This window comes from Micromonospora sp. DT31 (assembly GCF_049841795.1).
GTDB lineage: Bacteria > Actinomycetota > Actinomycetes > Mycobacteriales > Micromonosporaceae > Micromonospora.
Genome location: NZ_JBNCKZ010000003.1, coordinates 298958 through 322937, shown reverse-complemented (window position 1 = coordinate 322937; position 23980 = coordinate 298958). Strand labels below are relative to the sequence as shown.

27 protein-coding genes are annotated in these 23980 nt (G+C 72.5%); 12 read left to right on the top strand and 15 right to left on the bottom strand.

The features are described from left to right. Positions 1-26: 26 nt before the first annotated feature. Both trxA and ACLQ2X_RS07970 read right to left on the bottom strand, forming a co-directional pair. A complete protein-coding gene (trxA, locus tag ACLQ2X_RS07975) occupies positions 27-374 on the bottom strand; it encodes a thioredoxin (RefSeq protein ID WP_425680311.1) in 348 nt (115 codons plus the stop codon). Beyond that, the gene (locus ACLQ2X_RS07970; protein ID WP_425680310.1) at positions 344-736 is read right to left on the bottom strand and encodes a MerR family transcriptional regulator; all 393 of its coding nucleotides are present in this window, start codon (positions 734-736) and stop codon (positions 344-346) included. Before ACLQ2X_RS07970 ends, trxA begins: the two co-directional genes overlap by 31 nt. Before the next feature lie 553 nt (positions 737-1289). On the opposite strand from ACLQ2X_RS07970, the gene ACLQ2X_RS07965 reads away from it, so the two are divergent. Then, the gene (locus ACLQ2X_RS07965; RefSeq protein ID WP_425680309.1) at positions 1290-2144 is read left to right on the top strand and encodes a class I SAM-dependent methyltransferase; all 855 of its coding nucleotides are present in this window, start codon (positions 1290-1292) and stop codon (positions 2142-2144) included. 176 nt (positions 2145-2320) lie between these two features. Beyond that, positions 2321-2983, top strand: a complete 663-nt coding sequence (locus ACLQ2X_RS07960) for a dienelactone hydrolase family protein (protein WP_425680403.1) — start codon at positions 2321-2323, stop codon at positions 2981-2983. A gap of 9 nt (positions 2984-2992) precedes the next feature. Here the strand turns inward: ACLQ2X_RS07960 and ACLQ2X_RS07955 are convergent, their stop codons facing one another. Then, entirely contained in the window at positions 2993-4090 is a 1098-nt protein-coding gene (locus tag ACLQ2X_RS07955; protein ID WP_425680308.1) for an AI-2E family transporter, read from the bottom strand. A 127-nt stretch (positions 4091-4217) separates the two neighbouring features. Between ACLQ2X_RS07955 and ACLQ2X_RS07950 the strand changes: the two genes are divergently transcribed. Next, complete coding sequence (locus ACLQ2X_RS07950; protein WP_425680307.1) at positions 4218-4400, top strand: antitoxin; 183 nt, start codon at positions 4218-4220, stop codon at positions 4398-4400. Between the two features lie 51 nt (positions 4401-4451). Here the strand turns inward: ACLQ2X_RS07950 and ACLQ2X_RS07945 are convergent, their stop codons facing one another. The 8 genes from ACLQ2X_RS07945 to eccB form a co-directional block, all read right to left on the bottom strand. Continuing rightward, positions 4452-5063 carry a C39 family peptidase gene (locus ACLQ2X_RS07945; RefSeq protein ID WP_425680306.1) on the bottom strand — a complete coding sequence of 204 codons (612 nt, stop codon included), beginning with the start codon at positions 5061-5063 and terminating at the stop codon, positions 4452-4454. A 159-nt stretch (positions 5064-5222) separates the two neighbouring features. Further along, a complete protein-coding gene (locus ACLQ2X_RS07940; protein ID WP_425680305.1) occupies positions 5223-5636 on the bottom strand; it encodes a pyridoxamine 5'-phosphate oxidase family protein in 414 nt (137 codons plus the stop codon). 40 nt (positions 5637-5676) lie between these two features. Continuing rightward, entirely contained in the window at positions 5677-6003 is a 327-nt protein-coding gene (locus tag ACLQ2X_RS07935; protein WP_425680304.1) for a hypothetical protein, read from the bottom strand. A gap of 37 nt (positions 6004-6040) precedes the next feature. Then, complete coding sequence (locus ACLQ2X_RS07930) at positions 6041-6865, bottom strand: hypothetical protein (RefSeq protein ID WP_425680303.1); 825 nt, start codon at positions 6863-6865, stop codon at positions 6041-6043. A 128-nt stretch (positions 6866-6993) separates the two neighbouring features. Next, positions 6994-7425, bottom strand: a complete 432-nt coding sequence (locus ACLQ2X_RS07925; RefSeq protein ID WP_425680302.1) for a hypothetical protein — start codon at positions 7423-7425, stop codon at positions 6994-6996. A 227-nt stretch (positions 7426-7652) separates the two neighbouring features. Beyond that, positions 7653-8927, bottom strand: a complete 1275-nt coding sequence (locus ACLQ2X_RS07920; RefSeq protein WP_425680301.1) for a WXG100 family type VII secretion target — start codon at positions 8925-8927, stop codon at positions 7653-7655. Further along, positions 8920-9291 carry a hypothetical protein gene (locus ACLQ2X_RS07915; protein ID WP_425680300.1) on the bottom strand — a complete coding sequence of 124 codons (372 nt, stop codon included), beginning with the start codon at positions 9289-9291 and terminating at the stop codon, positions 8920-8922. Before ACLQ2X_RS07915 ends, ACLQ2X_RS07920 begins: the two co-directional genes overlap by 8 nt. 116 nt (positions 9292-9407) lie before the next feature. After that, positions 9408-10877 (bottom strand): type VII secretion protein EccB, encoded by a 1470-nt coding sequence (gene eccB / locus ACLQ2X_RS07910; protein ID WP_425680299.1) that lies wholly within the window; start codon positions 10875-10877, stop codon positions 9408-9410. 164 nt (positions 10878-11041) lie between these two features. On the opposite strand from eccB, the gene ACLQ2X_RS07905 reads away from it, so the two are divergent. Continuing rightward, positions 11042-12214, top strand: coding sequence for a type VII secretion protein EccE (locus ACLQ2X_RS07905; protein ID WP_425680298.1), 1173 nt, complete (start codon positions 11042-11044; stop codon positions 12212-12214). Here ACLQ2X_RS07905 and eccD read toward each other — a convergent pair. Continuing rightward, positions 12198-13595, bottom strand: a complete 1398-nt coding sequence (gene eccD / locus ACLQ2X_RS07900) for a type VII secretion integral membrane protein EccD (protein WP_425680297.1) — start codon at positions 13593-13595, stop codon at positions 12198-12200. The genes ACLQ2X_RS07905 and eccD overlap by 17 nt on opposite strands. A 170-nt stretch (positions 13596-13765) precedes the next feature. Between eccD and eccCa the strand changes: the two genes are divergently transcribed. From eccCa to ACLQ2X_RS07865, 7 genes are all read left to right on the top strand, one after another. Next, the gene (gene eccCa, locus ACLQ2X_RS07895) at positions 13766-17731 is read left to right on the top strand and encodes a type VII secretion protein EccCa (protein WP_425680296.1); all 3966 of its coding nucleotides are present in this window, start codon (positions 13766-13768) and stop codon (positions 17729-17731) included. A gap of 69 nt (positions 17732-17800) precedes the next feature. Further along, positions 17801-18211: a YbaB/EbfC family nucleoid-associated protein gene (locus tag ACLQ2X_RS07890; protein ID WP_425680295.1), complete on the top strand. Its 411-nt coding sequence runs from the start codon at positions 17801-17803 to the stop codon at positions 18209-18211. Between the two features lie 8 nt (positions 18212-18219). Continuing rightward, positions 18220-18519 carry a hypothetical protein gene (locus tag ACLQ2X_RS07885; protein ID WP_425680294.1) on the top strand — a complete coding sequence of 100 codons (300 nt, stop codon included), beginning with the start codon at positions 18220-18222 and terminating at the stop codon, positions 18517-18519. 22 nt (positions 18520-18541) lie between these two features. Further along, a complete protein-coding gene (locus tag ACLQ2X_RS07880; protein WP_425680293.1) occupies positions 18542-19267 on the top strand; it encodes a hypothetical protein in 726 nt (241 codons plus the stop codon). A gap of 13 nt (positions 19268-19280) precedes the next feature. Next, on the top strand, positions 19281-19550 hold the full coding sequence (locus tag ACLQ2X_RS07875) for a hypothetical protein (protein WP_425680292.1): 270 nt from the start codon (positions 19281-19283) through the stop codon (positions 19548-19550). Between the two features lie 175 nt (positions 19551-19725). Further along, on the top strand, positions 19726-20034 hold the full coding sequence (locus ACLQ2X_RS07870; protein ID WP_425680291.1) for a WXG100 family type VII secretion target: 309 nt from the start codon (positions 19726-19728) through the stop codon (positions 20032-20034). 28 nt (positions 20035-20062) lie between these two features. Then, positions 20063-20341, top strand: coding sequence for a WXG100 family type VII secretion target (locus ACLQ2X_RS07865; protein ID WP_425680290.1), 279 nt, complete (start codon positions 20063-20065; stop codon positions 20339-20341). Positions 20342-20461: 120 nt separating this feature from the next. Here the strand turns inward: ACLQ2X_RS07865 and mycP are convergent, their stop codons facing one another. Further along, on the bottom strand, positions 20462-21586 hold the full coding sequence (gene mycP / locus ACLQ2X_RS07860; RefSeq protein ID WP_425680289.1) for a type VII secretion-associated serine protease mycosin: 1125 nt from the start codon (positions 21584-21586) through the stop codon (positions 20462-20464). Positions 21587-21756: 170 nt separating this feature from the next. Then, on the bottom strand, positions 21757-22095 hold the full coding sequence (locus tag ACLQ2X_RS07855; RefSeq protein ID WP_425680288.1) for a helix-turn-helix transcriptional regulator: 339 nt from the start codon (positions 22093-22095) through the stop codon (positions 21757-21759). 157 nt (positions 22096-22252) lie between these two features. Between ACLQ2X_RS07855 and ACLQ2X_RS07850 the strand changes: the two genes are divergently transcribed. Continuing rightward, on the top strand, positions 22253-22897 hold the full coding sequence (locus tag ACLQ2X_RS07850) for a carbonic anhydrase (RefSeq protein ID WP_425680287.1): 645 nt from the start codon (positions 22253-22255) through the stop codon (positions 22895-22897). A gap of 61 nt (positions 22898-22958) precedes the next feature. On the opposite strand, the gene ACLQ2X_RS07845 is transcribed toward ACLQ2X_RS07850, so the two are convergent. Continuing rightward, positions 22959-23978 (bottom strand): coiled-coil domain-containing protein, encoded by a 1020-nt coding sequence (locus ACLQ2X_RS07845; protein ID WP_425680286.1) that lies wholly within the window; start codon positions 23976-23978, stop codon positions 22959-22961. Positions 23979-23980 lie beyond the last annotated feature (2 nt).

Sequence of the window (23980 nt, the reverse complement as noted above, 5' to 3'; positions counted from 1 at the left end):
TGCGGGCGGGACCGCCCGGTGCGGGCTCAACCGTCCAGGTGGCGGGCGAAGCTGCGCCGCAGGTGGTCCTTCGGGCGGGACCCGACGATCGACCCGACCACCTGGCCGTCGCGGAACACCAGCATGGTCGGCGCGGACATCACCCGGTGGGCGCGGGCGGTCGCCGGGTTCTCGTCGATGTTGAGGGTGACGAAGCGCAGCACGTCGCCGAACTCCTCGGCAAGCTCGGCCAGGTGCTTGGACACCACCCGGCACGGCGGGCACCATTCCGCCCAGAAGTCGACAACCACCGGCCGGTCGGCGGCCAGCACGGTGGCCGCGAACGTGGCCTCGGTGACCGGGGTCAGTCGGCCTGTCGACGTGTCCTGAGACATGTTTCCTCCCGTTGGGTGATCGCGCGGGCGAGTTGGTCGTGCAGCCGGCGGCGGACCGCGCCGAGCCGGTCGAGACAGTCGTCGACCTCGGCCAGCTTTCGCCGCAGCACCGCGACCGAGTCGGGGCAGACGTCGCCGGAGTCGTGGCCGGCGCGCAGGCAGGCGACGAACGGCCGGATGTCCTCCAGTCCGAAGCCGATCGCCAGCAGGGACCGGATCTCGCGTACGACGCGCAGTTCCGCGTCGTCGTAGACCCGGTAGCCGTTGGCCGACCGGCCCGGGCGGACCAGGCCCTGGGCCTCGTAGTAGCGCAGGGTCCGGGTGCTCGTACCGGCCCGTTCCGCCAGCTCCCCGATCCGCATCCGCGCCCCCTGCCGACTGTCCCTGCACGCGACGCTAGACCTTGCCGCCGACGTCAAGGCAAGCTCGCGCGCCGCGTGGACGGCCGCCATTTGTCGCTTCCACGCAAAGGTTGCGAGTCCCGGATCTAGGTTGCGAGCGATCTTGCGAGGTTCGGATCTACCTTGCGAGTCGCTGTCACACCCTTAACCGTCGAGAGGAGACAATGCTCGCCATGACGATGCGGCGGGGCGGTTCCTGGCGGTGCGGCCGGGTGCCAGCCCCGGGTCAGTTCGAGGTCGGGTACGTCGTCGAGGACGGTTCCGAGCACCGCGCCCTACTGAGTGAGGTATGGCCGGTACGGTTCGAGCGGTGCCAGGCGGTACGGCGGTTTCCGCAGCACAAGGGCCAGCCACACTTCCCGGGTCGGTACTGATGGCTGGACTGTCCCCGTTCGACGGCACCTATACCGGCTTCCGTCCGAAGCGGGACTGGCCTGCTCTCCGGCCTGCCGATAGTCCCGAATTCCCGCTGCATCGCCTAGCGTGACCTCTCGATCTCGGTGGCGATGAGGCCTTGTCGATCAATGTCTTCGAACGGAGCACCAAGAGAATCGTGACCACCACAACCTTCGACGATCATGAGCGGCAGCAGTGGGCCGGCAAGGCAGCGGCATTCCAGGACAGTTTCGCTTCCCTCTGCGCCTATCCGGCCGGCCCGCTCCTGGACGCCGCCGCCGTCGGCGCAGACGTCCGGGTTCTCGACGTGGGAACCGGCACAGGAACCGTCGCCGCCCTGGCCTGCGCACGGGCCGCGAAGGTTACCGCCGCGGACGCCGAACCGAGCATGCTGGAGATCGCACGCCGTCGAGCCCCGGACGCCGAAACCCGCCACGCAATCCTGCCGCACTTGCCGTTTCCCGACGACTACTTCCACGCGGTCGTCGCGAACTTCGTGCTCAATCATGTCGGCGACCCCGCAGCCGCCATCCGGGAGATGCGCCGGGTCGTGCGACGAGATGGACGCCTCGCGGTGACGATCTGGCCCTACCCGCAGCCGGCCGCCCAACAACTCTGGGGCGTGGTCTTCGACGCCGCTGGCGTTCAGCGCCCCACCGACCTGCCCCGAATCGCACCGGACAAGGACTTCGCCCGCACCCAAGGTGGCCTCGCCGCACTGCTCGACCATGCGGGCCTCGTCGACGTCCACTGCGACACGATCACTTGGACCCATCGCACACACCCTGAGACATGGTGGGCCGGCCCTGCCAATGGGCTCGGTACTCCCGGCATGCTGATGCGCCGCCAGGACCCGGCCACGATTGCCCGCATCAGGCACCACTACGACCAGCACACCGCGCCCTACCGAGACGCCGACGGCCAGCTCGGACTTCCCACTGCGGCCCTGCTCGCCTCCGCAACCGTCAACTGACGAGAGTCGAATATCCGCTACAGGATTTTCGCAAGGGTAAGTCCGAACGAAGCATGCCCAACACCGTTCGGATCCACCTTGCGAACCACTGGTCAGCACCTTGATCATTCGCGACCTTGAGACGGACGCGACACCTTTCATGATCGCCGTCGTCGGGGGTATGCGGGCGGGTGGAGGTGAGGGGTGTGGGTGAGATTTCGGTGCCCGTGGTGCCGGGCGGCCTGGTCGCGGACGTGACGGTGCCCTACGCGGCCCGGGGAGTGGTGTTGTTCGCGCACGGCAGCGGCAGCTCACGGCACAGTCCGCGCAACGTCGCGGTCGGGCGCGCGCTGCACGCGCGTGGGCTGGGCACGGTCCTGGTCGACCTGCTGACCATCGACGAGGAGGCCCGGGACGAGGTCACCGCGGCGCTGCGTTTCGACATCGGGATGCTCGCCGACCGGCTGGCCGGGATCGTGGACTGGATGGCCACCGAGCCGGAGTTGGGCCGGTTGCCGACCGGCATCTTCGGCGCCAGCACCGGTGCCGCCGCCGCGCTGGTCGCTGCGGCGGCCCGGCCGGACCGGGTGGGCGCGGTGGTCTCCCGCGGCGGTCGGCCCGACCTCGCCGGCCGCGCGCTGTCCGGGGTACGCGCACCGACGCTGCTGCTCGTCGGCGGGCTGGACGAGCAGGTGATCGCGCTCAACGAGCAGGCCCGAGGCGTGCTGGGCGAGGTGGCGGAGCTGCGCGTCGTGCCGGGTGCCGGCCACCTGTTCGCCGAACCCGGCACGCTGGAGGAGGTGGCCGAGCAGGCCGGCACCTGGTTCCGCACCCACCTGCGCCAACCGCATCCGGTCTGACCGGCCGCCTCAGGCCGGGGCGTCGGCCGCCCGCCCGGACCGGTGCTGCTGGACGGTGTCCAGCACCCGCCAGAGGACCGCCGCGATGGGCACCGAGACGAACGCGCCGGCCACCCCGGCGATCAGCGTGCCGGCGGTGACCACCACCAGGATGACCGCCGGGTGCAGTTGCACCTGGCGCCGCATCACCAGCGGTTCCAGCAGGTTGCCCTCGATCTGCTGGACGGCGATCACGGCGAGCAGCGTGAACAACGCGGTGGTGGGGCCGTTGGCGGCCAGCGCGACGAGCACCGCCACCGCGCCGGCCACGGTCGCGCCGATGATCGGCACGAACCCGCCGAGGAACGTGATCAGCGCCAGTGGCAGCGCCAGCGGGACGCGCAGCACGACGAGCGCCAACCCGATACCGATCGCGTCGATGGCCGCGATGAGCATCGTGCCGCGGCTGTACGCGCCGAGCGTGCGCCAACCGGCCCGGCCCGCCTCGGCGGTGACCGCACGGCGTGGGCCGGTCAGCCGGCGCAGCACCCACTGCCACATGGACCGGCCGTCCTTGAGCAGGAAGAACAGCAGCACGAGAGCGAGCAGGAGCGCGCCCACCACCTCGGTGGCCTTCTGTGCCCCGGCGACCGGGTCGGGCGCGCTGCCGCTCAGGCCCTTGCTGACCTGCTCGACGAGCCGGTCGAGCTGCTGGTCGGTGACGGGGAGGCTGGACGTGACGAAGTCCCGGGTGCGTTGCAGCCCCTCGTCGAGTTGCTGGCTCAGCTCACCGAACTGGCTCGCGGTGAGGTTCCAGACCAGCACGCCGGCACCGACCAGGATGCCCAGCAGCAGCAGGACGCTGAGTAGGGCGGCGAGCCCGGCCGGCACCCGCAGGCGGCGCAGCCGCACCAGCACCGGGTCGAGCAGGGCGGTGAGAAACAACGTGCCGGCCAGCGCCACGGCCAGTGGTGCCAGCAGCACCGCGATCTGTCCGAGCAGCCACAGGCCGGCCGCCACCACGAGGAGGCAGGCGCTCCAGGTGACTGCCGTGCGTACCGGCCAGGGCAGCCCGGCCCAGGTCTCTCGCGGCCCGGGTCGGGTGGGCACAGCAGCGTCGTCGTCCACGTCGCCTCCTCGGTCGGGCGGTTGGTACCCGACGCGGGGGAATCCGACACCCGGGCGGGTATCGCCCGTTCCGGGTTTGCGGCCGCGGTGCGAGGGAAGGCTTCACGGTATCGAAGGGAGAACCGGCATGAGTGACTTCATGGACAAGGCGCAGGACTTCGCCGACAAGCATGACAAGAAGGTCGACCAGGGCATCGAGAAGGCCGGTGACGCGGCCGACAAGCGCAGCGGCGGCAAGTACGACCAGCAGATCGACAAGGGCGTGGACGCGGCGCAGCAGCGCACCGGCGAGGGCGACACCGGTCGCTGACCAGGCGGATGCGGACGGCCCGACCCCCTGCTGGGGGCCGGGCCGTCGCGGTCAGGAGCTGTAGCCGCGGCCGGCGATCCAGTCGGCCATCGCGGTCACATCCATCCAGTACGTCGGCGCGTCCGGTCGGGCCGGGTCGGCGACCAGCACGGTGTCGCCGTCCTCGGCGTACCGCACGACCGTCACGTAGTGGCCGGGGTAGCTGTGCCGCACCCCGTCCACGTCCACGGCGCTGCCCAGGACGTTCGCCACCACCGGCCGGTCGGCGTCCACGGCTGCCCGGACGTCCGCGCGCAGGCGATCCACCTGTTCCCGGGTGGCCACCTCGTCCCGGATCTCGGTGGTCCGGTACTTGCCACCGGTGTACTCGTTGAGCACGCGGGTGATGTCCAGGGCCGAATCGGTGCCGTTCTCGGTGGTGCCGAGCTTCGCGGCCAACTCGTCCTGGCTGACCTTCCTGCCCTCGGCCGTCAATGCGATCCGGGCCGACGCCGGTCCACAGTAGAAGTAGTTCGGCTGCGCCTGGTACTCGTAGTCGGCGGCCCGGTCGTTCTTCCCCTTGACCGGGGCGGAGTGGGCCGCCACGGCCGGACCGGCGACCGCGCCACCGGCGGCGGCCAGACCGGCGACGGAGAGCAGACACCTACGCAGGATCGGGTTCATGTCGAGGCTCCAGTCGGGGGTCGGTGGCCTCCGCACGCGGAGGCTCGGCACCGGGAGTGGCGCTCGGCTTACCGACGGTGCAACAGCCCTGCTCGCGGAGCCATTTCCGGGCGTGACCCGGACCACCGGGGAACCGGACAGGCGGGCGGCGAAGGTGCGTCAGTCGGGCAGGTTGCCGAGCAGGCGGGTCACCGCGATCTCGATGACCGCACGCTCCGGGTTGGGTCGTGGCGTGCGGTAACGCCGCGCGTACCACCGCTCCGCCTCGGCCACCGCCACCGGCTCGCGGCGCAGCGCCGCCCGGCCCTCCACGGTCAGCCACCAGCGGCCGTCGACCTGGCACACCGCGACCGGTATCCCCGCCGGCCCGGCCGCCGCGACATGTCGGGCCTTGGCCGAGCCCGCCGAGGTGATCACCCGGGCCAGCCCGGTCGACGGATCGAACGTCACCCCCACCGGTACGACGTGCGGCGTGCCGTCGGCGCGCAGGGTGGTCAGCGTGGCCAGATGCCGGTCCGCGAAGAACCGGGCCACCCGAGGGTCGTGCGGGTCCAACCGGCGCCGCCCGGCCATCGGCGTCTCCTCGCTCGTCGCGTACGGGTGGCGAGGCCGGTCACCCGCGGGGCGGGCCCGCCGGCAACGTCGGCGTTTCCCGGGTGGCCCGCTGCGCCGCCCGATGCTTGACGGCCAGCCGACCCAGATAGAGCGCCGCGCCGGCCAACACGCCCATGTCGTCCAGGTAGATCGGGTCGGGCAGCAGGTCCACCGGCAGAATCGTGTAGATCAACGCGCCGTAGAACGCGACCTTGCCGCCGGCCCCCAGCGCGCCGAGCATGCGTCGGGTGCGGACCAACCGGATGGCGAGCAGCACCGCCCCGACGAGCGTGGCCGCCGCGATGACGGCGGCGATGACGACGAGCACCCAGGCTTCACGGGACACGCCACCACGCTAGCGGAGCCGGGGCCCCGTCGCCGGGTCAGAACGCCGCGACAGCCGCCCGTCCCCGCGCCACCGCGGGCAGCTCCCGGGTGACGTCGGTGGCCGCCGGTGCGACAGGCAGCTCCCGGCCGAACCCGACCAGGTCGAGAGCGGCGACCGACTGCTCGGCGGCCGGGTGCAACGCGGCGTACACCTCGCCGCGCAGGCTCCGCGCGGCGGTCGCGGCCCGCTCGGCGGCCTGCCAGGCGGCCTGCTCCCGGTCACTGGCCGCCCGGTGCAGGGCCCGCAGGTTGTCCCGCACCAGCCGACGGAGCAGCAGCTCCTGCTCCACCGGGTGCCGGCTCGGGTCCCAGCCCCGCCCGGCCAGGATGTCGCTCAGCTGCGCCAGCGTGATCTCGTTGCGCCACTGCGCCTCCCGCGCCGCGCGGTGCAGCCAGCGCTCCCGGTCGGCGTACTCGGCCGGGGTGCGGGCGGTCCGGGGCAGCGGCAGCGCGGCGGCGGCGGCCAGCCGCGCGACGTCCTCCTCCGCCACCTGGTATGCCTGCCAGGCCGCCTCCGACTCCTCGTGGGCGGCCAACCACTCCGCCCGGCTCCGCTCGGCGGTCGTCGTGGCCCGGGACGCGGCCACGGCCACCTCGTCGGCGAACCGGTTGCGCTCGCTCGCCCGGAGGCGGTCCCGTTCGGCCCGGTCGATGCTGCTGGGCCGGGCGGCCTCGCTGATCCGGCCGACGAGTTCCGAACGGAACCGGGTCGGGCGGACGACGAGCGCGGCGATCACGATCGCCGCCACGGCCAGCAGGGCCAGCCAGATCACGGCGGCAGCGGGAATGTCGGGCAGGACGGTGGCGAAGACGGTCTGCATACCAGCACCTCAGGACGAAACGAACAACGATCAACGGTGGGGGCCCGATGGCGGGCGGACGCGTCGCGGCGGCGGCGACGCGGGGCGGCCGGCAGGGCCGCGTCGGGGCGTACCGAAAGGTGGCCCGGTCAGGCGCGGGGCGGCCCGCGGCGGGCGATGGCCGCCTCGCTCGGGTCGGCGACGACGACGATCGCGACGCCGGCCACCGGCGCGGCGGCCACGGCGCGGGCGGGACCGGTCACGCCCGTGTCCGGCCCGGTGGTGACCGGCTGGGTCGTCTCGACCGCGCCCCGGGTGCCCTCGGTCGGGGCCTGCCCGGCGAACGACGCCGCCGTGGCGGACGCGAGCCCGCTGGGGCTCGGCGCGTGACCCGTGACGGTGACCTGAGGACCGACCTCGGCCGCCGAGATGCCGGCGGGACGCGGGTCCGCCGCGGCCTGGGCGGGCGCGGCGGGCAGGGCATGCAGGCCGGCGACGAGCACCAGGCCGGCGAGGGCCGTGCGGGCGATCCGGCGCAGCGTTGCCGTCCAGGCGGACGGGGTGAACGCTACGGGCAGCATCGTCTCAACCTATCGGTTGATGCCGGATCCCGCAGCTCGACGATCTTGCGGGTTACGTGAGCCGCCCCACGGGTCGCAGTGGACGGATCCGGCATCCGTCGACTCACTCGACCCGCAGTCCGTCCGGTCGGGCGAGCCGCCGCAGCGTCGGCAGGGTAGACGGTCGGGAAGAGGTCGAACGGCGCGGCACCCCGGTGGGTGCCGCGCCGTTCGTCGCTTGTCTGGAGTCAGTTTCCGCCGAGCACGGGCGGAGGCGCGCCGTTGCCGTCGCCCCACACCATCTCGTCCTCGGTGAGCCACGTCAGCCGACCCTCGGCCGTGTCGTCGTCGTGGCCGCCACGGCCACCCAGCACCCCGGCCCGGCCGGCCATCGCGGGCCGCCCGGCGGCGCTGTTGCCGCGGTTGGCGGCCTTGCTCTCCGTGTCGACGGTCAGGCCACGCCCGGAGGTGAGTCGCCCGGAACCGGCAGCCGACCTGTTCTCCGCGCCCGACATGCCGCCCGGACGCGCGGCCGCTGTCGAGTTCGGGCTCGTGCCGGCGAGCGCTCCGGTGCTGAGCACGCCGGGAGCGCCGTAGAGGCTGCCACCCGCCGGCACCGTCGTCGGGCCGCCTGCTCCGGGGCCGAAGCCCGGACCGCCACCGATCGTCGTCGGCATCCCGGTGGTGGGCACCGGGGTGGCGCCGGCCAGCGAGGTGCCGGTCGGGTCGATGGTGCCAGTGGTCGGCACCGAACCCGGAGTGCCCAGGCCGGGGTTGCCACCCGGGGTGCCGCCACCTGGGGTGCCGGTGCCCGGTGTGCCGGTGGTCGGCGGCGTGTGGTGCCCGACCGACGGGGTCGTGCTGCCACTCGCCCCGGGGCCGAAGCTGCCCAGGCTCGGCGCGGACGACGGCGTCTTCACCGACGGGCCGTTCTGCAGCGACGGGTCGCTCTGGTCGGCGTGACCGGGAAGCGGTGTGGGCGGCGGCTCCGGTACGACGATCCGGCCGTACGCCGAGAAGTCGTAGCCCTCGGCGAGCTTCGAGACGACCTGCACCATCCGCTTGTGCGCCTTCTCCTGCTCGGCCTTGTCCTGCTGATGGCCGATGACGCCGCCGACCACCGCGCCGGCCACCCCGAACACCGCACCCTTGCCGGCGCCGGAGAGCAGCTTGTCGTTGTCGTCGGTCTCCTCCGGGCTCTCCGCCTTGGTCTGGGCGACACGCAGCTCGCTGGCCATCATGTCCAGCCCTTGCCGGATGCCGGTCATGCCATCGGCGAGGTCGCCGGAGTAGCTGACGACCGTGCCCAGCCGGCGCTGGAACTCCTGCGACGCGTCACCGGTCCAGTCCTTGGCCAGGGCTTGCAGGTCGGCGGAGAGGTCACGGCTGAGGTCGTCGAGAGTGGCCTTGAGCGAGGACCACTGGGCGCTGAGCGCCTCGATCTGCCCCGGGTCGCCGGCGTTGACGCCCTGGTAGAGCTCCTCGTGGCTGACGTGCGCGTAACGCTGGGTGTACTCAGACACGCGGATCCTCCTTCGGCTGCGTCATCGCCTTGTTGAGCCCGGACAGGGCCGAGGCGATGTCGGCCGCGGCGGCGGCGTTTCGTGCCTCGGCGGTCTGGTAGTTCGTCATGATCTTCTGGGTCGCCTCGCGGGCGGCCAGGATCGCCCGGCGCAGCCGGTTGACATGATTGACATAGCTCTGGTGCGTCTCGGAGTAGCGACGAGCGTTGTCGGCCGCGTCGGTGAACGTGCCGAGCGCCGGCGGACGGCACTGCATCTCGTTGTTGAGTTTGCGCAACACGGACTCGGCCTCGTGCAGACGCCGCTCAAGCCGCTGGTGGAAGTCCTCCAAGGACAGTACGTCTACTGTCGTGCGCCCCGTCATGGCTGCATCCCCGTAGTGATCGTCGATACCCGTCTGCCGTGCCTCAGATTAGTCGAAGCGTGCCAGCCCGGGCGACCCGTGCACCGCAAACCCTCCATTCCGGATCACCAGGTCACTCACTCGCCCGGCGCCTGGGCGGCCCCGCCGCCCACCGGGGGTGACACGGTGGTCCCCGGGACCGCCGCCACGTCGAAGTACGACATCGCGTCCTCGCGCGCCAGCGTCGGCCCGGTCGGCACCAGAGCCAGCAGCGAGGCGGGCACCGCCAACGGGGTGACGTCGCCGTAACCGAGCGCGCTCTTCGCGTCGCCCCCGGCCGTGCCGAGCGGGTAGCGGATGCCCTGAGCGGTGATCAGGTAGATGGTGGAACCGACCGCCGGTTTGCCGGCCTCGCCGGCCGTGGCCTGCACCAGTGCGCCCTTGCCGCCCGGCAGCAGCACGTTATCGGCGGTGTGCACCGCGTCCCGGGCGCCCTGCCGCGTCGGCATCGCCGTCGCCGAGGTCAGCTCGGCCGGTGGGGAGTCGAAGACCTCAAGCGTGGTGGTCGGCGGTGCGCCCGCCGGGCCGGACCGGTAGGTGGCGCAGACGACCGTGCGTCCGGGGCGGACCTCGTGCGGCGTCGGCAGCCGGGCGGGCAGGCCCTCCGGCTCCAGGCGCTGGTCGGTGAGCAGCCGGCCGGCCTCGTCCGGAGTGATCTCCGCCACCGCGCCGCCGCGACCCAGCAGCAGCAGCGCGGTGACCTCCCGGATCGTCGCCAACCCCTGCCGGGTCAGCACGTAGTACTGGCCGACGGCCTGGTAGACCTGGCCGATCCGGGCGGGCTTGCCGGCCAGCGTGTGCCCGCTGGCGTCGCCGTCCCCCTCGATCGTGGGCTTGCGCAGATCCGGGCCCGCCGGCACCGCGTTGAGCAGTTGCTGCCCGACCGTGAGGTTTGTGGCACCGGCCATCTTCAACGCCACGAGCGCCTGCTCGTCGCCCGCCACGCGCAGCCGGGAACCTCCGGTGAGCAGATAGCGGGAGTCGCTCGTGCGTACCACCACGGCCCGGTCGGTCAGCGGTGTGCCACCGGGCAGCGCCCGGTCGATGACCAGGTGGGTGGTGGAGCGCTGCGGGTCGTTCGGGTCGGGCACGTCGCAGACCGACCAGGGGAGCCCGACCAGGGACCTGCGGTCGGGAAGGTCGTCCGGCGCGCCCACGATGCCGACCATCCGCCCCCGTGGCCGGTCCCTGATCGACGCCTGGGACATGGTGCGCGGCTGCGCCGCGGCGTCGTTGACGATCAGCCGGGCCGAGGCGAAGTTGAGGGTCGGACGCAACACCTTGTCCTCGCCGAAGTAGTACGTCGCGCCGGTCTCCCGCTCGATCACCAGCGTGTTCGCATCCAGCGGCGCGGAGTTGCTGGTGAGCTGCCCGTACGCGCCGACGCCACCGAGCACCACCGCGGCGGCGACGACGCTGCCGAACACGGCCATGCCGAGGCGACGCATCGGCAGGTCGTTGGTCTCCGGGTCGCCGGAGAGCAGGGCGGAGACGATGCGGCGGGTGACGAAGCGGTACGCCTGCACCTGATCGCGGCGGGTCCGCATGACTAACCTCCGGCGGGGATGGGTCCGCGGCGATCAGGTCCGAACAGCGCCGCGGGCTTCCCTACGATAAGGGGCCGTCGGGGGTGCGCCGGGACCCCGCCCGCCACCCGGACGACACACCCGCCGACGGAAGTGCCCAGGATGTCCAGAAGGGACGCGCACCGATGACGCAGCTCCAGGCGCCACCCGGCCGTACGGCGACCGCCCCCGCCGTGCCCGAGGACCGGCCGGTCACCCCGGTCGACAAGCGCCGACGGGGTCGGCTCGGTCCGGTCGTCGTCGGCCAGCTCGTGGTGGTGGAGTGCGCCGCGCTCGCGGTCTGGTTCGCCACCGCCGGCCCGGACTGGCTGCTCCCCGCCGTCGGCGGGTTGGCCCTGGTGGCGGTGGGCGCCGCGTTCGCGCGTCGGGGCGGCCGCTGGTGGTACGAGGACCTGACGCTGCGCCGGCGACTGCGGCGTCGCCGCGACCGGGCCCGCGGCGCGACGCCCGGCGGTGACCCGCGACTGGCCGCGCTCGCCCCGGACCTGACCGTGGTGGAGTTGACCGAGCGGGGCACCCGGCTCGGGATCGGGCAGGACGACCGTGGTTGGTTCGCCGCGCTGGCGTTGACCGGTCGCCCCGGCGCGCCCGCGGGCTCGATCGAGGCGGGCCTGGTGGACCGGGTGCTGGCGGTGCTCGCCGACTTCGCCGGCCCGGTCACCCAGACCCAGGTCGTCTCGCACACCCTGGTCTGGTACCCGGCGCCCGGCGCGCCACCGGCCGCGTACCGGACGGTGTGGGTGGCGCTGCGCCTGTCGGTGGCCGATGCCCGCGCCGAGACGGTGAGCCGGGGCGGCGGCGTGCGTGGCGTGCACCGGACGGTGGCGGCCGGGATGGGCCGGCTCGGCAAGGCGCTCAACGCCGCCGGCCTGGGCCACCGGGTGCTCGGCCGCGACGAACTGTACGCCGCGGTGGTCGCCGGGGCCGGGCTCGACCTGGCCCCGCAGTCCCCGGTGGAGACGTGGACCAGCCTGCGCGGGGGTGGCTGGACCCAGCGCTGCCTGGCGCTGCGGGTACGCCCCAACGGCTCCCTCGGTGCGCTCGTGGACGCGGTCACGTCCACCTCCGCGCCCTCGCACACGGTCGCCGCCGTGGTGCTGCCCGGCGGCCGGCGGGTCCCGCCGCTGCTGCGGGTCGCCGCGATGGACGGGCACGCCGAGGCGCTGGTGAAGGCCGTCCGGGAGATGGCCCGGCGGGCCGGGGTGCCGGCCCGGCCGCTGGACGGCCAGCACGGTCCGGGCGTCTACGCCACCGCCCCGGTGGGCACCGCGATGGGCACGGTCACGGTCGAAGGTTGACGATCCAGCCGTACATGCCGCAGACCCAGACGGCCAGCGGCACCAGCGCGATGATCAGCAGGATCTCGACGATGTCGAGGGTGCGGCCCCAGACCGGCGAGATCCGCTTGCCGGCCACCGTGAGCCCGTAGACCAGGCTGATCACGCCGACCACGGCCAGGCCGCCCAGCACCAGTCCGAGTCGCACGGTCAGCGAGCCGTCGGCGAAGGTGGCCACGGCGACCAGACCCAGCCCCACGGTGCCGGCCAGCAGCACCGGCGTCCGCTGGCCGCGGCCGAGGAACGGGCGGGCCCGCAGCAGCGACAGCAACGCCAGCACCAGGCAGAGCAGGACCGCCGGGAGCCGGCCGTCGACGGCGAGCACCACCTCGCTGCCGAGCACCAGCAGCGACACCGTCCAGAGCAACCCGGTGAGGAACGCGTCGGCACGCTCGCTGTTACGCAGCACCGACGGACCGTCCACCGACTCGGTGTCGGTCTTCAGGTCCTCCGGGCCGGTGGGGATCGACGGCACCGGCAGCCGGGCGAGGCGGTAGGCGAGCATCGGCAGCGCCGGCAGCGCGCCGAACGCCACGGTCGCCACCACGGCCGAGGCGGCCGCAGCGCCGATGCCGAAGGCCAGGCTGAGCGCCGCGCCGAGGACGACCGCCGCACCCACGCCCACCGCGCCGAGGAACAGCGGCAGGCGGTCACCGACGGCGAGCGCGGCGATCGCGCCGAAGAGCACCACAGCGGTCCCGGCGACCAGGACGTGCGGGCCGCCCAGCTCGCCGAGCGTGCGGTCGCCGGCGAGCACCAGCAGGCCGCCGACCGCTGCATAACCGACGCCGACCAGCGCGAGCAGCGAGCCGGTACGACTGTCGCCGACCGCCCGCGACAGCACCGAGGCGCCGATCAGCAGCGCCACCGCGACCACGAGCGCGGCCAGCGCACCGGGCAACTGCGGCGGGCCGGTGAACAGCGCGGCCACCGCGCCGCCGGCCAGCGCCGACGCGGCCAGGAGTACCGCGAACGACCGCGTGGTGCCGACCTGCCAGGCGCCGGCGCGCTGCGTGGTGGAGGTCGCGACCGCGTCCACCACGTCGTCGAAGACGATCTCGGGTGCGGTGGCGGCACGCGGGTTGAAGTAGAGCACCTCGCCGTCGCGGACACCGAGCTGCGCGGCGGTACGGCCACCGTCGAGCGGCTGCCCGCCCAGCCGGGACAGACTCCAACCGCCGTGCCGCACACCCTCGTCGGCGAGGTCCTCGCCGGCGTATCGCAGCAGCGTGGGCAGCAGGTCGGCGAGCGGCACGTCGGACGGCAACGCCAGGTCCATCCTGGTGCGCGGCGCCACGATGGTGATCCGGCTCAGCCCGCCGGTCGCCGTCTTCGTCGCCACTGTGGCCTCCTCGTGCTCGCCTACGATCCACCCGGCCGTCGGCGTCGTTCGCCCACTGGGTCCACGTCGCCTCCGGGAGATTACCTACGATGGCGGTCGCACAGGTTGCCCACCCGACGCTCGGGCGGTGGCAGACCACGATCAGGGCCGCTTCTGGGAAGGGGAGAGCCGTGAGTACGGTGGTGTTCCGCCGACTTCCGCGTCAACCGGGGCCCGCGCTGCCGCGCGGCGAGGTGCTGCTGGAATCCCCGCCCGAGTTGCCGGAGCCGCAGTCCAAGGGCATGGGGCAGGTGCTGATGATCCTGCCGATGCTCTGCGGCGTCGGCGCGATGGCCTTCCTCTACGCCGGCCGCGGCGGCGGCATGATGACGTACGTGGCCGGTGGCCTGTTCGGTGTGTCCATGCTCGGCATGGCGATCGGCACGCTCAGCAACGGCGGCAACAGCAAGGCCGAGCTGAACGCCGAGCGGCGTGACTACATGCGTTACCTGGCGCAGATGCGCAAGCGCACCCGGCGGGCCGCCGAGCAGCAGCGTGCCGCGATGACCTGGCGGCACCCGGAGCCCGACGCGCTCTGGTCGATCGCCGCCTCCCGTCGCCTCTGGGAGCGGCGGATCACCGAGGACGACTTCGGCGAGGTGCGCATCGCCCTCGGTCCGCAGCGCCTGGCCGTGGAGATCGTGCCGCCGGAGACCAAGCCGGTGGACGACCTGGAGCCGATGAGCGCCATCGCGTTGCGCCGGTTCGTGCGGGCCCACTCCAGCGTGCCGGAGCTGCCGACCGCGTTGTCGCTGCGCGCGTTCAGCCGGATCGCGCTGCGCGGCGCCCGGGAGCCGGTGCTCGACCTGACCCGGTCGGCGCTGGGTCAGCTCGTCACGTTCCACGCCCCGGAGGACCTCCTCGTGGTCGTGGTGGCCGCGCCGGACCGGCAGCCCGACTGGGACTGGGTGAAGTGGCTGCCGCACGCCCAGCACCCGGGGCGTACGGACGCGGCGGGCGCCCGCCGGCTGGTCTTCGCCGCGCTCGACGAGGCGGAGTCGGCGCTCGCCAACGAGCTGGGCGGACGTCCCCGGTTCGCGCCGGAGGCCAAGCCGCTCACCACCGCCCCGCACGTGGTGGTCGTGCTCGACGGCGGCGAGGTCTCGGCGACCTGCGCGCTGACAGGGCCGGGCCTGCTCGGCGCCACCGTGTTCGACCTGTCCGGCACCGTGCCCCGCGACGCCGGTCGCTGGCTGCTCTGCCTGGACACCGGCGACGGCGAGGGCCTCGACCTGGTCCGTGGCGCCACCGCATCTCGGCTGGGCCGGCAGGACCGGCTGTCGTTGACCGCGGCCGAGGGGTTGGCCCGGCAGATCGCCCCGTACCGCCTCTCCCAGCAGCAGGGCGCGACCGCGGAGGAGCCGATGGCCCGCAGCTCGGAGCTGCCGGACCTGCTCGGCATCGGCGACGCGGCCACGGTGGACGTGCGGCAGACCTGGCGTCCGCGCAGCAGCCGGGACCGGCTGCGCATCCCTCTCGGCCTGGGACCGGACGGCAACGTCGTCGAGCTGGACTTCAAGGAGTCCGCGCACGAGGGCATGGGCCCGCACGGCCTGGTGATCGGCGCGACCGGTTCCGGCAAGAGCGAACTTCTGCGTACGGTGGTCGCCGCCCTGGCCGTCACGCACTCCTCGGAGGAACTCAACTTCGTCCTCGTCGACTTCAAGGGTGGGGCCACCTTCGCGTCGCTGGACGCGTTGCCGCACACCAGCGCGGTGATCACCAACCTCTCCGACGAGCTGCCGCTGGTCGACCGGATGCGCGACGCGCTGGCCGGTGAGATGAACCGCCGGCAGGAGGCGCTGCGCGCGGCCGGCAACTACGTGTCCCGGTACGACTACGAGAAGGCGCGGGCCGCCGGTGAGCCGCTGGAGCCGATGCCCAGCCTGCTGATCATCTGCGACGAGTTCTCCGAACTGCTGGCCGCCAAGCCGGACTTCATCGACCTGTTCGTCATGATCGGGCGGCTCGGCCGGTCACTCGGCGTGCACCTGCTGTTGGCCTCGCAGCGCCTGGAGGAGGGCAAGCTGCGCGGCCTGGACGTGCACCTGTCGTACCGGATCGGTCTGCGTACCTTCTCGGCGGTGGAGAGCCGCATCGTGCTCGGTGTGCCCGACGCCTACGAGCTGCCGAGCGCCCCCGGTCACGGCTACCTGAAGACGGACACCGCCACCATGCTGCGGTTCCGCGCCGCGTACGTGTCCGGGCCGTACCGGGCGCCGGGCCAGGCGCAGCGGTCGGTCCGGGCGCAGGTGCAACGCCGGATCGTGCCGTACGGCATCGGCTACGTGGCGGCGCCGGCGCTGCCCAGCCCGGCGGAGACCGCGCCGGAGCCCGAGCAGCCCGGCGACGGCAAGGCGGCGGCGATGCTGGACGTGCTTATCGACCAGCTCAGGGGCCAGGGCCGGCCGGCGCACCAGGTCTGGCTGCCGCCACTGGCGGAGCCGTCCGGGTTGGCGGAGCTGCTGCCGAAGCTGAGTGTGCATCCGACGTTCGGGCTGACCACCGCCGACTGGCCGGGCCGCGGCCGGCTCACCGTGCCGGTGGGCATCGTGGACCGGCCGTACGAGCAGCGTCGGGATCCGATGATGGTCGACCTGGCGGGGGCCGGCGGCAACGTGGTGATCGTCGGCGCGTCGCTGAGCGGCAAGAGCACCATGCTGCGGTCGATGCTGGCGTCGCTGGCGCTCACCCACACCCCGCGGGAGGCGCAGTTCTTCTGCCTCGACTTCGGTGGTGGCGCGCTGCGCAGCCTGGGCGGGCTGCCGCACACCGCCGGTGTGGCCGGGCGGCGCGACGTCGAGGCGGTCCGGCGGACCGTGGCCGAGGTCGTCGCGGTCATGGACGACCGGGAGAACCGGTTCACCCAGCACGGCATCGACTCGATGGCGGGCTACCGGCGGCGGCGGGCGGCCGGCGAGTTCGCCGACGACCCGTTCGGCGACGTCTTCCTCGTGGTGGACGGGTGGAACACGCTGCGCCAGGAGTACGAGGAGCTGGAGCAGACCATCACCACCCTGGCCAACCGTGGCCTGGGCTTCGGCGTCCACGTGGTGATCACGGCGGTGCGCTGGGCGGAGGTCCGGATCAACATGCGGGACCTGCTCGGCACCAAGCTGGAGCTGCGACTCGGTGACCCGTCCGAGTCGGAGATCGACAGGCGGGCGGCGCAGAACGTGCCGCTCGGCGCGCCCGGTCGGGGCCTGACCCGCGACAAGCTGCACTTCCTGACCGCGATCTCGCGGATCGACGGCAAGCGCGACATCGAGGACCTGACCGAGGCGTCGGTGGCGCTGTCCGCCCACGTGGCGTCGAACTGGCCGGGCCGGCCGGCGCCGAAGGTCCGGCTGCTGCCGCGCAAGCTGACCGTCACCGAGCTGGCCAAGGTGGTGGACCGTGCCGCGCCGGGTCTCCCGATCGGCGTGAACGAGTCGGCGCTCGCCCCGGTCTACCTGGATCTGGCAGGCGAGCCGCACCTGACCGTCTTCGGCGACGCGGAGTGCGGCAAGACCAACCTGCTGCGGCTGATCGCCCGGGGGATCGCCGAGCGGTACACACCAGCCGAGGCGCGTCTGGTCATCGCCGACTACCGGCGTGGCCTGCTGGGCGCGGTCGAGGGCGACCACCTGCTCGACTACGCGCCGTCCAACCAGGTGTTCAGTCAGGGCCTCAACTCGATCCGTTCGGCTCTGCAGAACCGGCTGCCCGGCCCGAACGTGACGAACGCGCAACTGCGGGACCGGAGCTGGTGGAAGGGCCCGGACCTGTACGTCCTGGTCGACGACTACGACCTGGTGGCCTCCGGCGGCAGCAACCCGCTCAGCGCGTTGCACGAGCTGCTGCCGCAGGCGCGGGACATCGGCCTGCACCTGATCGTCACGCGGCGGGTCGGCGGTGTTGCCCGGGCCCTGTACGAGCCGGTGTTGCAGCGTCTGCGCGAGCTGGACTCGCCAGGCCTGCTGATGTCCGGCAGTCGGGAGGAGGGTGCGGTCTTCGGCAACCTGCGGCCGAGCCCGCAGCCGCCGGGTCGGGGCACGCTGGTCCGCCGCCGGGACGGTCAGCAGCTGATCCAGACGGCGTGGACCGAGCCGGTCTGACGGGACGGACGAGGGCTGCGGGCGTCCGGTAGCGTCTGCCCGGCGGTCGCGTGTGAGGGAGGACACCTGGTGAGTAACCCGTCCGGAATCGGTGGCGCGTTGGAGGGCCTGCTGCGTCAGGCGCAGGAGCAGCAGCGCCGCATGGCCGAGCTCCAGCAGCAGCGCGCCCAGCTGCGGGTGACCGGGGAGAGTCCGGACGGTCTGGTGCGGGTCACCGTGGACGGTGACATGAAGGTGGGTGGCATCGAGCTGAACGCCCGGGCGATGCGGCTGGACAGCTTCACCCTCGCGGAGTCGCTGCAGGCCGCGATCGACGTGGCGTACGCCGCCTTCGCCGAGCGGCAGCAGGAGATGTTGCAGGACCTGATCGGCGACCCGGATCTGGTCCGTCGGGCGCAGGACGGCTCGCTCACCCCGGAGGACTGGTTCCGCCGGTTCGGGGTGGACACGAACGACCCGACCCGCGGCCTGCGGCGTTGAGTGGAGGGATGACGATGGCGAACACGGTCGACGTCGAGGCGATCCGGAAGGCGAGCCGGATGCTCAAGGCGCCGGACGGCCCGATGCAGTATCTGCGCAACGTGCAGGAGCTGCTGGCGGAGGTGGAGTTGCCGTCCGGTTCGCTGAGTTGGTTCGGTAACGGTGCGGTGGAGCGTCACAACGCCTCGGTCGGCGGGCACCTCGACAACATGCGTACCGGTGTCGAGCATCTGGGCAGGGCGGCCGAGCAGCTCGAACAGACCGCCAGGAACTGGGAGAAGTCGGATCAGCCGTGGGTGGTCAAGTGACCGGCCGGGGGGAGCACGCCTGATGTCACAGTTGTTCATCGCCAACGCCGCCGGGAGGGTGACCGGCACGGTCACGGTCGCCCAGACGACAGCGCCGGTGCGGTCGGCGGCGGCCATCGCCCGGGGCAACTGGGTCTGGATCACCACCTCCGCGGCCCTTGTCGCCTTCATCATCTACCTGGAGTCGTTCGACAACGACCAGGTCAACGAGTCCATCAAGAAGTGGGACGAGGCGGCCCGCCTGCTCGGCGCGGACCAGTTCGGGGCCGCGATGGCGGCGGTGTCGCCGGACGCGGCGGCGTGGGATTTCGACGACCGGGACGCGTTCGACAACTTCCTGCGCAAGCTCGGTGCGGAGATCGATTCGTTGGCCGACGCGTTCGCCGCGAACCGGGACATCCTCGTCGCGGCCCGGGACGCCTACAACGACGCCGTTTCCGGGATGGCCCAGGCGCTCATGCCGATCCTGGTGGCGGTGATCGCCTCGATCGCGCTCCAGTTCTTTCCCGCCACCACCGCACTGGCCCAGGCCATCGGCATCGCCGGGATGACCGCCGCGGCGGCTGTCCTGGCGCTGGTCTTCGGGGACATCAGCGCGTTGCTGCACGCGGTGGCGGCGGCGTTCCGGACGGACGACCGGTTCACGTTCACCGCGGACTCCCGCCCCGGCTGGGCGCCCTCCGGTGCCGACCCGGACATCCAGGACATCACCATCGACTGGGTGCGGGACGCCACGTTCTACAAGTGACGGGAGCGAGCGCGTGGCCACGCTGATGCTCGGGCTGACCGGGTACGTTCTGCTGAGCATTCCGGTCTTTCTCGTCCTGATGCTCTTCGCGGGGTTGACCCGTTCGACGAGACTGCGGCGGGCCGCCGAGGTGCTGGTGTTGAGCGCCTGCGCGGCACTGTTGGTGCTGGTGTCCGAGCGCGCGCTCGAGAAACCGTTGTTGTGGGCGGTGGCGGTGATGTTGGTCGCGGTGCTGGTCTTCGGGGCGACGCGGGTGGTCAAGACGTGGCGTGACACGTACTGAGACCGGGTAGAACCGTCCACACCGCACCCTCGTGCGACGATGGATGGGCAGGGCTGCGCGGACTGGACGTCGTCCGCTACGGTTCGGGTGAGTGTCCGTCGGTGGGGTGTCACGCCTTGCCGCGGGGGAGAGGCGCGGCGGAACCGCCGCCACAAATTGACGGAAGGGTGTGAGCATGGCGTTCGAGGTCAGTGCAGCGACTCTGCACACCGCCGCGAGTGACGTGCGGTCCACGCGCAGCGAAGTTGACGGCGAGCTCAAGAAGCTGTGGAACGTGGTCGACGACCTGGCGATGGCCTGGAAGGGGCAGGCGTCGACGGGCTTCCAGAGCCTGATGACGCGCTGGACGGAAGACACGAGCAAGCTGCTGACCGCGATGGACAACATCGCCGACCTGCTCGACAAGTCCGGCACCACGCACCAGGTCAACGACGAAGAGCAGCAGCAGATGCTGGACAAGTTCCACTCTGCTCTCAACCCGTGATCCGCGAAGAAAGGCAAAGGGGGAATTCATGAGCATCAAGGTTGATTACGCTGTTCTCGAGAGCAGCAACCAGCAGATGCAGGCCATCTCGCGGATCATCGACGAGAAGCTGGACACGCTGCGGTCGATGCTGACCAAGCTCGAGTGGGAGGGCCAGGACCGGGTCGCCTACCAGCAGCACCAGGCGCAGTGGGACGCCGCCGTCAAGGACATCAACCAGGTCCTGAACCAGATCGGTGGCGCGGTGGGCATCGCCCGCGAGAACTACATGACCACGGAGATGAGCAACTCCAAGGTCTGGGGCTGAACCCCTTCGACCGGTCCACCACGGCCCCGTTCCGGCTCACGCCGGGCGGGGCCGTCGTGCGTCCCGGTGCCGACGTCGGGGCGCGGTGATCCCGGGGACGAGCCGGCGCTCGGGCAGCGGTCAGGCGTCCTGGGGCACGTCGCGCCGGCCCGGTCGCCAACCGCGCTGCCGGCCGCGTACCAGGATGGGGCGCAGCGTGAGCAGAACGGCGGCCAGAAGCCCGCCGACGACCGCGACCCAGATGGCGACGGTGCGCTGCCGGCCCAGGGGGTCGTTGGGCGGCGCCGGCGGCGGCATCGCGCCCAGCGGCGGGTCGTCCCGCGTGCCCAGCAGGTTGGTCACCGCCCGGTAGGGGTTGACCATTCCGTAGCCGACCTCGGCGTTGTGCCCGTCGGGCGGGTTGTCGGCGGTACGGGTCAGCCGATAGGCGACCTCGGCGGGGTCGAGATCGGGATGCGCGGCCCGGACCAGCGCGGCGACGCCGGAGACGTACGCGGTCGCGAAGCTGGTGCCACCCTGCGGTTCCGCCCGGTAGCCCGGTCCCTGGGGCGCGGGGCCGACGATGTTCAGGCCGGGGCCGGCGATGTCCACATAGTCCCCGCTGACCGAGCTGCCGACGTGCGCGCCCTGCTCGTCGATGCCGGCGACGGCGATGACGCCCGGGTACGCCGCCGGATAGGCCGGCCGGTCCTCCCGGTTCTCCTGCCGGTTGCCGGCGGAGGCCACGATGACCACGCCCTTGTCGAGGGCGTACCGGACCGCCGACTTGAGCACCGGGTCGTCGAGCGTGACCAGGGAAAGATTGATCACGTCGGCGTCGCGGTCGGCCGCCCAACGGATCGCCCGCCCGATCTCGGCCGGCACGTTCGGGTCGAAGTTCTCCTTGTTCTCGGCCAGCACCCGTAGCGGCAGGATGCGGGCCTCCGGCGCGATGCCGGTGTAGGGGGTGCCGCTGATCTCCCGGCCGGCGATGATGCCCGCGACCATGGTGCCGTGGCCGACCAGATCGCAGCGCCCCTGGAGGTTGACGAGCTGGTTGAAGTCCGCGCCGGGCAGCACCCGGCCCTGGAGCAGGGGATGGCTCGGGGACACCCCGGAGTCGATGACCGCGACGGTGACGCCCGTGCCCTTGCTGATCCGCCACGCGGACGCCGGGTCGAGTCGGGTCAGCGCCCACGGGACCTCGGTCGGGGTGGGCCCACCTGTGGGACCGCATTTCGGTGCCGCCACGGCGGGTGTGGGCACGGCCAGTGCCCCTCCGAACAGAACGGCCGCTGCCGCGGCGGAGAGGACGGACCTGATCCGGTGTCCGGCCCGGACGCGCCCCGTCGTGCCGCCCGGCCGCAAGCTGTCGCGCACCCGCTGAGATTACCGGTGCGGTCGCTCGCGTGGGCACACGCGGTCTCCGACGTGCGTCAACGTTCGGCGGCGCTGCCCCCGGCGGGCTCGGCGAACAGCTCCAGCAGTGCGCCGACCTGCTGGTCGGCCTCCGCCGGATGCCGGAAGCGCCCCTTGGGGTTGATCGTGTACTTGTTGCGGCGGCCCACCCGGGTGCGATGCAGGTAACCGCCGGCCTCCAGGTCGGCGACGATGGCCTGGGCCGCGCGCTCGGTCACGCCCACCTCGTCGGCCACGTCCCGCAACCGTGCCGTGGGGTCGCGGGCGATGGCCAGCAGCACGTGCCCGTGATTGGTGAGGAAGGTCCAGTTTCGGCGGCTCCCGTCCTCGCCTGGTGTGGTCGCCATGAGCGCCATGCTAGGGCCATCTCCGCGGTGTCTCCGAACGGGGCGTGGGGCGGGCCGGGAAAGTATGAAATGCGTATCACGAATCTTGACGGACCCCGGGTGCCGTGTGACGGTGGGTCGCGAGGCGGCCAGCCGGGTCGTTCGCCAGGTAGACGAGGTGAGGAACATGACGCCGAGCACTCCGGAGCAGGCGCTCGCCGAACTGCGCGCCGGTAACCATCGTTTCGTCACCGGCGTCCCGCAGCATCCGAACCAGGACGCCGGGCATCGGGCCGCGGTCGCCGACGGCCAGCACCCCTTCGCGGTGATCGTCGGCTGTTCCGACTCGCGACTCGCCGCCGAGATCATCTTCGATCGCGGCCTCGGTGACCTCTTCGTGGTGCGTACCGCCGGGCACACCGCCGGGCCCGAGGTGCTCGGCAGCGTCGAGTACGCGGTCACCGTGCTGGGCACCCCGCTGGTGGTGGTGCTCGGGCACGACTCGTGCGGCGCGGTCCAGGCCGCCCGGGAGGCGGTCCGCACCGGCGCGGCCCCGGTCGGGCACCTGGGCGCGGTGGTCGACGCGGTCGCGCCGAGCCTGCTGCGGGCCGCCCGGCAGGGCCGGGACGAGATCGACAGCATCATCGACGTCCACATCGTGCAGACCGTCGAGACGTTGCTGGCCCGGTCCGCCGTGGTGGCCGAGCGGGTGGCCGCGGGGCGGTGCGCGGTGGTCGGCATGTCGTACCGGCTCAGCGGCGGCGAGGTGCGGACCGTCGCGCAGTCCCCGGTTCCGCTGCCCGCCCCGGCCGACCCGGCGCTCGCCGGCTGAGTGGGGCACAAGAACGCGACAAGGGGCCGCCCGAGGGCGGCCCCTTGTTGACGTGCCGACGTCAGAGCATCGACATGTGCACGTGGTCGGTGTGGTTCGACGGACCGCTGTAGGAACGCCAGCCGGTGGCCGGGAACCAGATCTGCCGATTCCAGATGACGTAGTAGATGCCCAGCCGGTCGGCGTTACGGATGAGGAACGCGGCCACCTCGTTGCCGTACCGTCGGGTGTCGTTGTTGTGCCAGGGCTTGAAGTCGCTGTTCTCCAGCGACCAGTCGCAGGCCTTGCCCTTCGGGTGTTCCCACGGCCCGCCCGACCGGTAGCAGCCCACGAACCGTTTGAAGCCCGCGCGCCGCACCTCCTTGTAGGCGTGCAGCGTGCGCGGCGTGACGCAGCCCCCGGTGGTCGGGTCGTCCTCGCTGCACGACTCGGCCTTCCAGCCGCCGTCGCCGGTGCGACCGGGGCCGATCTTCGCCACCGGCGAGGTGGCCGAGACCAGGCCGCCGGTGAAGCCCAGGCCGCCGACCAGCTTCAGGGCGCGTTCGGCCTGCACCTTCTCGCGCTCCATCGCGTTCTTCTGCTTCTCCTGCTCGCGCACCTCGGCGTCGAGTGCGAGCTTGGCCTGCTCGGCGCGGTTCTTCACCGCGTTGATGGCGGCGAGGCGCTGCGCGTTGAGGAGGTTCAGTTCGTCGAGGGCGTTGGCGCGGCGGACGAACGAGTCCGGCGAGTTGCTCTCCAGCAGCATGGCCATCGCGCCCATCCGGCCGGTCCGGTAGGACTGGGCGGCGATCTGGTTGATCTGCGGGCTGAGCGCGTCGAGTTGGCGCTGGGCCGCGGCCACCTCGGCGCCCAGCCGCCGCTGGCGGTCCTGCGACTTGGCCAGCTTCGCCTTGGCCTGCAGGTAGCCCCGGTTGGCGGCGTCGATGGCCTCGGTGATCAGCGGCGGGTCGTCGTCCTCCTCGTGCCCCGAGGGGTTGGGCGTGGTGGGGGCCGCCATCGCGGGCGTCGGCCCGGCCAGCAGGGCCAAGGAGGCGAGCACGGCGACCACGGGTGTCAGCCAGCGGCGCAGGGGTGCCGTCACAG

Bases quoted from the DNA above. Each gene is read 5' to 3' on its own strand.
- eccB (WP_425680299.1), bottom strand. From the start codon at position 10,877: ATGCGGACCCGCCGCGATCAGGTGCAGGCGTACCGCTTCGTCACCCGC.
- ACLQ2X_RS07855 (WP_425680288.1), bottom strand. From the start codon at position 22,095: ATGGCGCTCATGGCGACCACACCAGGCGAGGACGGGAGCCGCCGAAAC.
- ACLQ2X_RS07885 (WP_425680294.1), top strand. From the start codon at position 18,220: ATGACGATGGCGAACACGGTCGACGTCGAGGCGATCCGGAAGGCGAGC.
- ACLQ2X_RS07970 (WP_425680310.1), bottom strand. From the start codon at position 736: ATGCGGATCGGGGAGCTGGCGGAACGGGCCGGTACGAGCACCCGGACC.
- trxA (WP_425680311.1), bottom strand. From the start codon at position 374: ATGTCTCAGGACACGTCGACAGGCCGACTGACCCCGGTCACCGAGGCC.
- ACLQ2X_RS07870 (WP_425680291.1), top strand. From the start codon at position 19,726: ATGGCGTTCGAGGTCAGTGCAGCGACTCTGCACACCGCCGCGAGTGAC.
- ACLQ2X_RS07850 (WP_425680287.1), top strand. From the start codon at position 22,253: ATGACGCCGAGCACTCCGGAGCAGGCGCTCGCCGAACTGCGCGCCGGT.
- ACLQ2X_RS07945 (WP_425680306.1), bottom strand. From the start codon at position 5,063: ATGAACCCGATCCTGCGTAGGTGTCTGCTCTCCGTCGCCGGTCTGGCC.
- ACLQ2X_RS07915 (WP_425680300.1), bottom strand. From the start codon at position 9,291: ATGACGGGGCGCACGACAGTAGACGTACTGTCCTTGGAGGACTTCCAC.
- ACLQ2X_RS07865 (WP_425680290.1), top strand. From the start codon at position 20,063: ATGAGCATCAAGGTTGATTACGCTGTTCTCGAGAGCAGCAACCAGCAG.
- ACLQ2X_RS07940 (WP_425680305.1), bottom strand. From the start codon at position 5,636: ATGGCCGGGCGGCGCCGGTTGGACCCGCACGACCCTCGGGTGGCCCGG.
- ACLQ2X_RS07930 (WP_425680303.1), bottom strand. From the start codon at position 6,865: ATGCAGACCGTCTTCGCCACCGTCCTGCCCGACATTCCCGCTGCCGCC.
- ACLQ2X_RS07905 (WP_425680298.1), top strand. From the start codon at position 11,042: ATGACGCAGCTCCAGGCGCCACCCGGCCGTACGGCGACCGCCCCCGCC.
- ACLQ2X_RS07925 (WP_425680302.1), bottom strand. From the start codon at position 7,425: ATGCTGCCCGTAGCGTTCACCCCGTCCGCCTGGACGGCAACGCTGCGC.
- ACLQ2X_RS07950 (WP_425680307.1), top strand. From the start codon at position 4,218: ATGAGTGACTTCATGGACAAGGCGCAGGACTTCGCCGACAAGCATGAC.
- ACLQ2X_RS07880 (WP_425680293.1), top strand. From the start codon at position 18,542: ATGTCACAGTTGTTCATCGCCAACGCCGCCGGGAGGGTGACCGGCACG.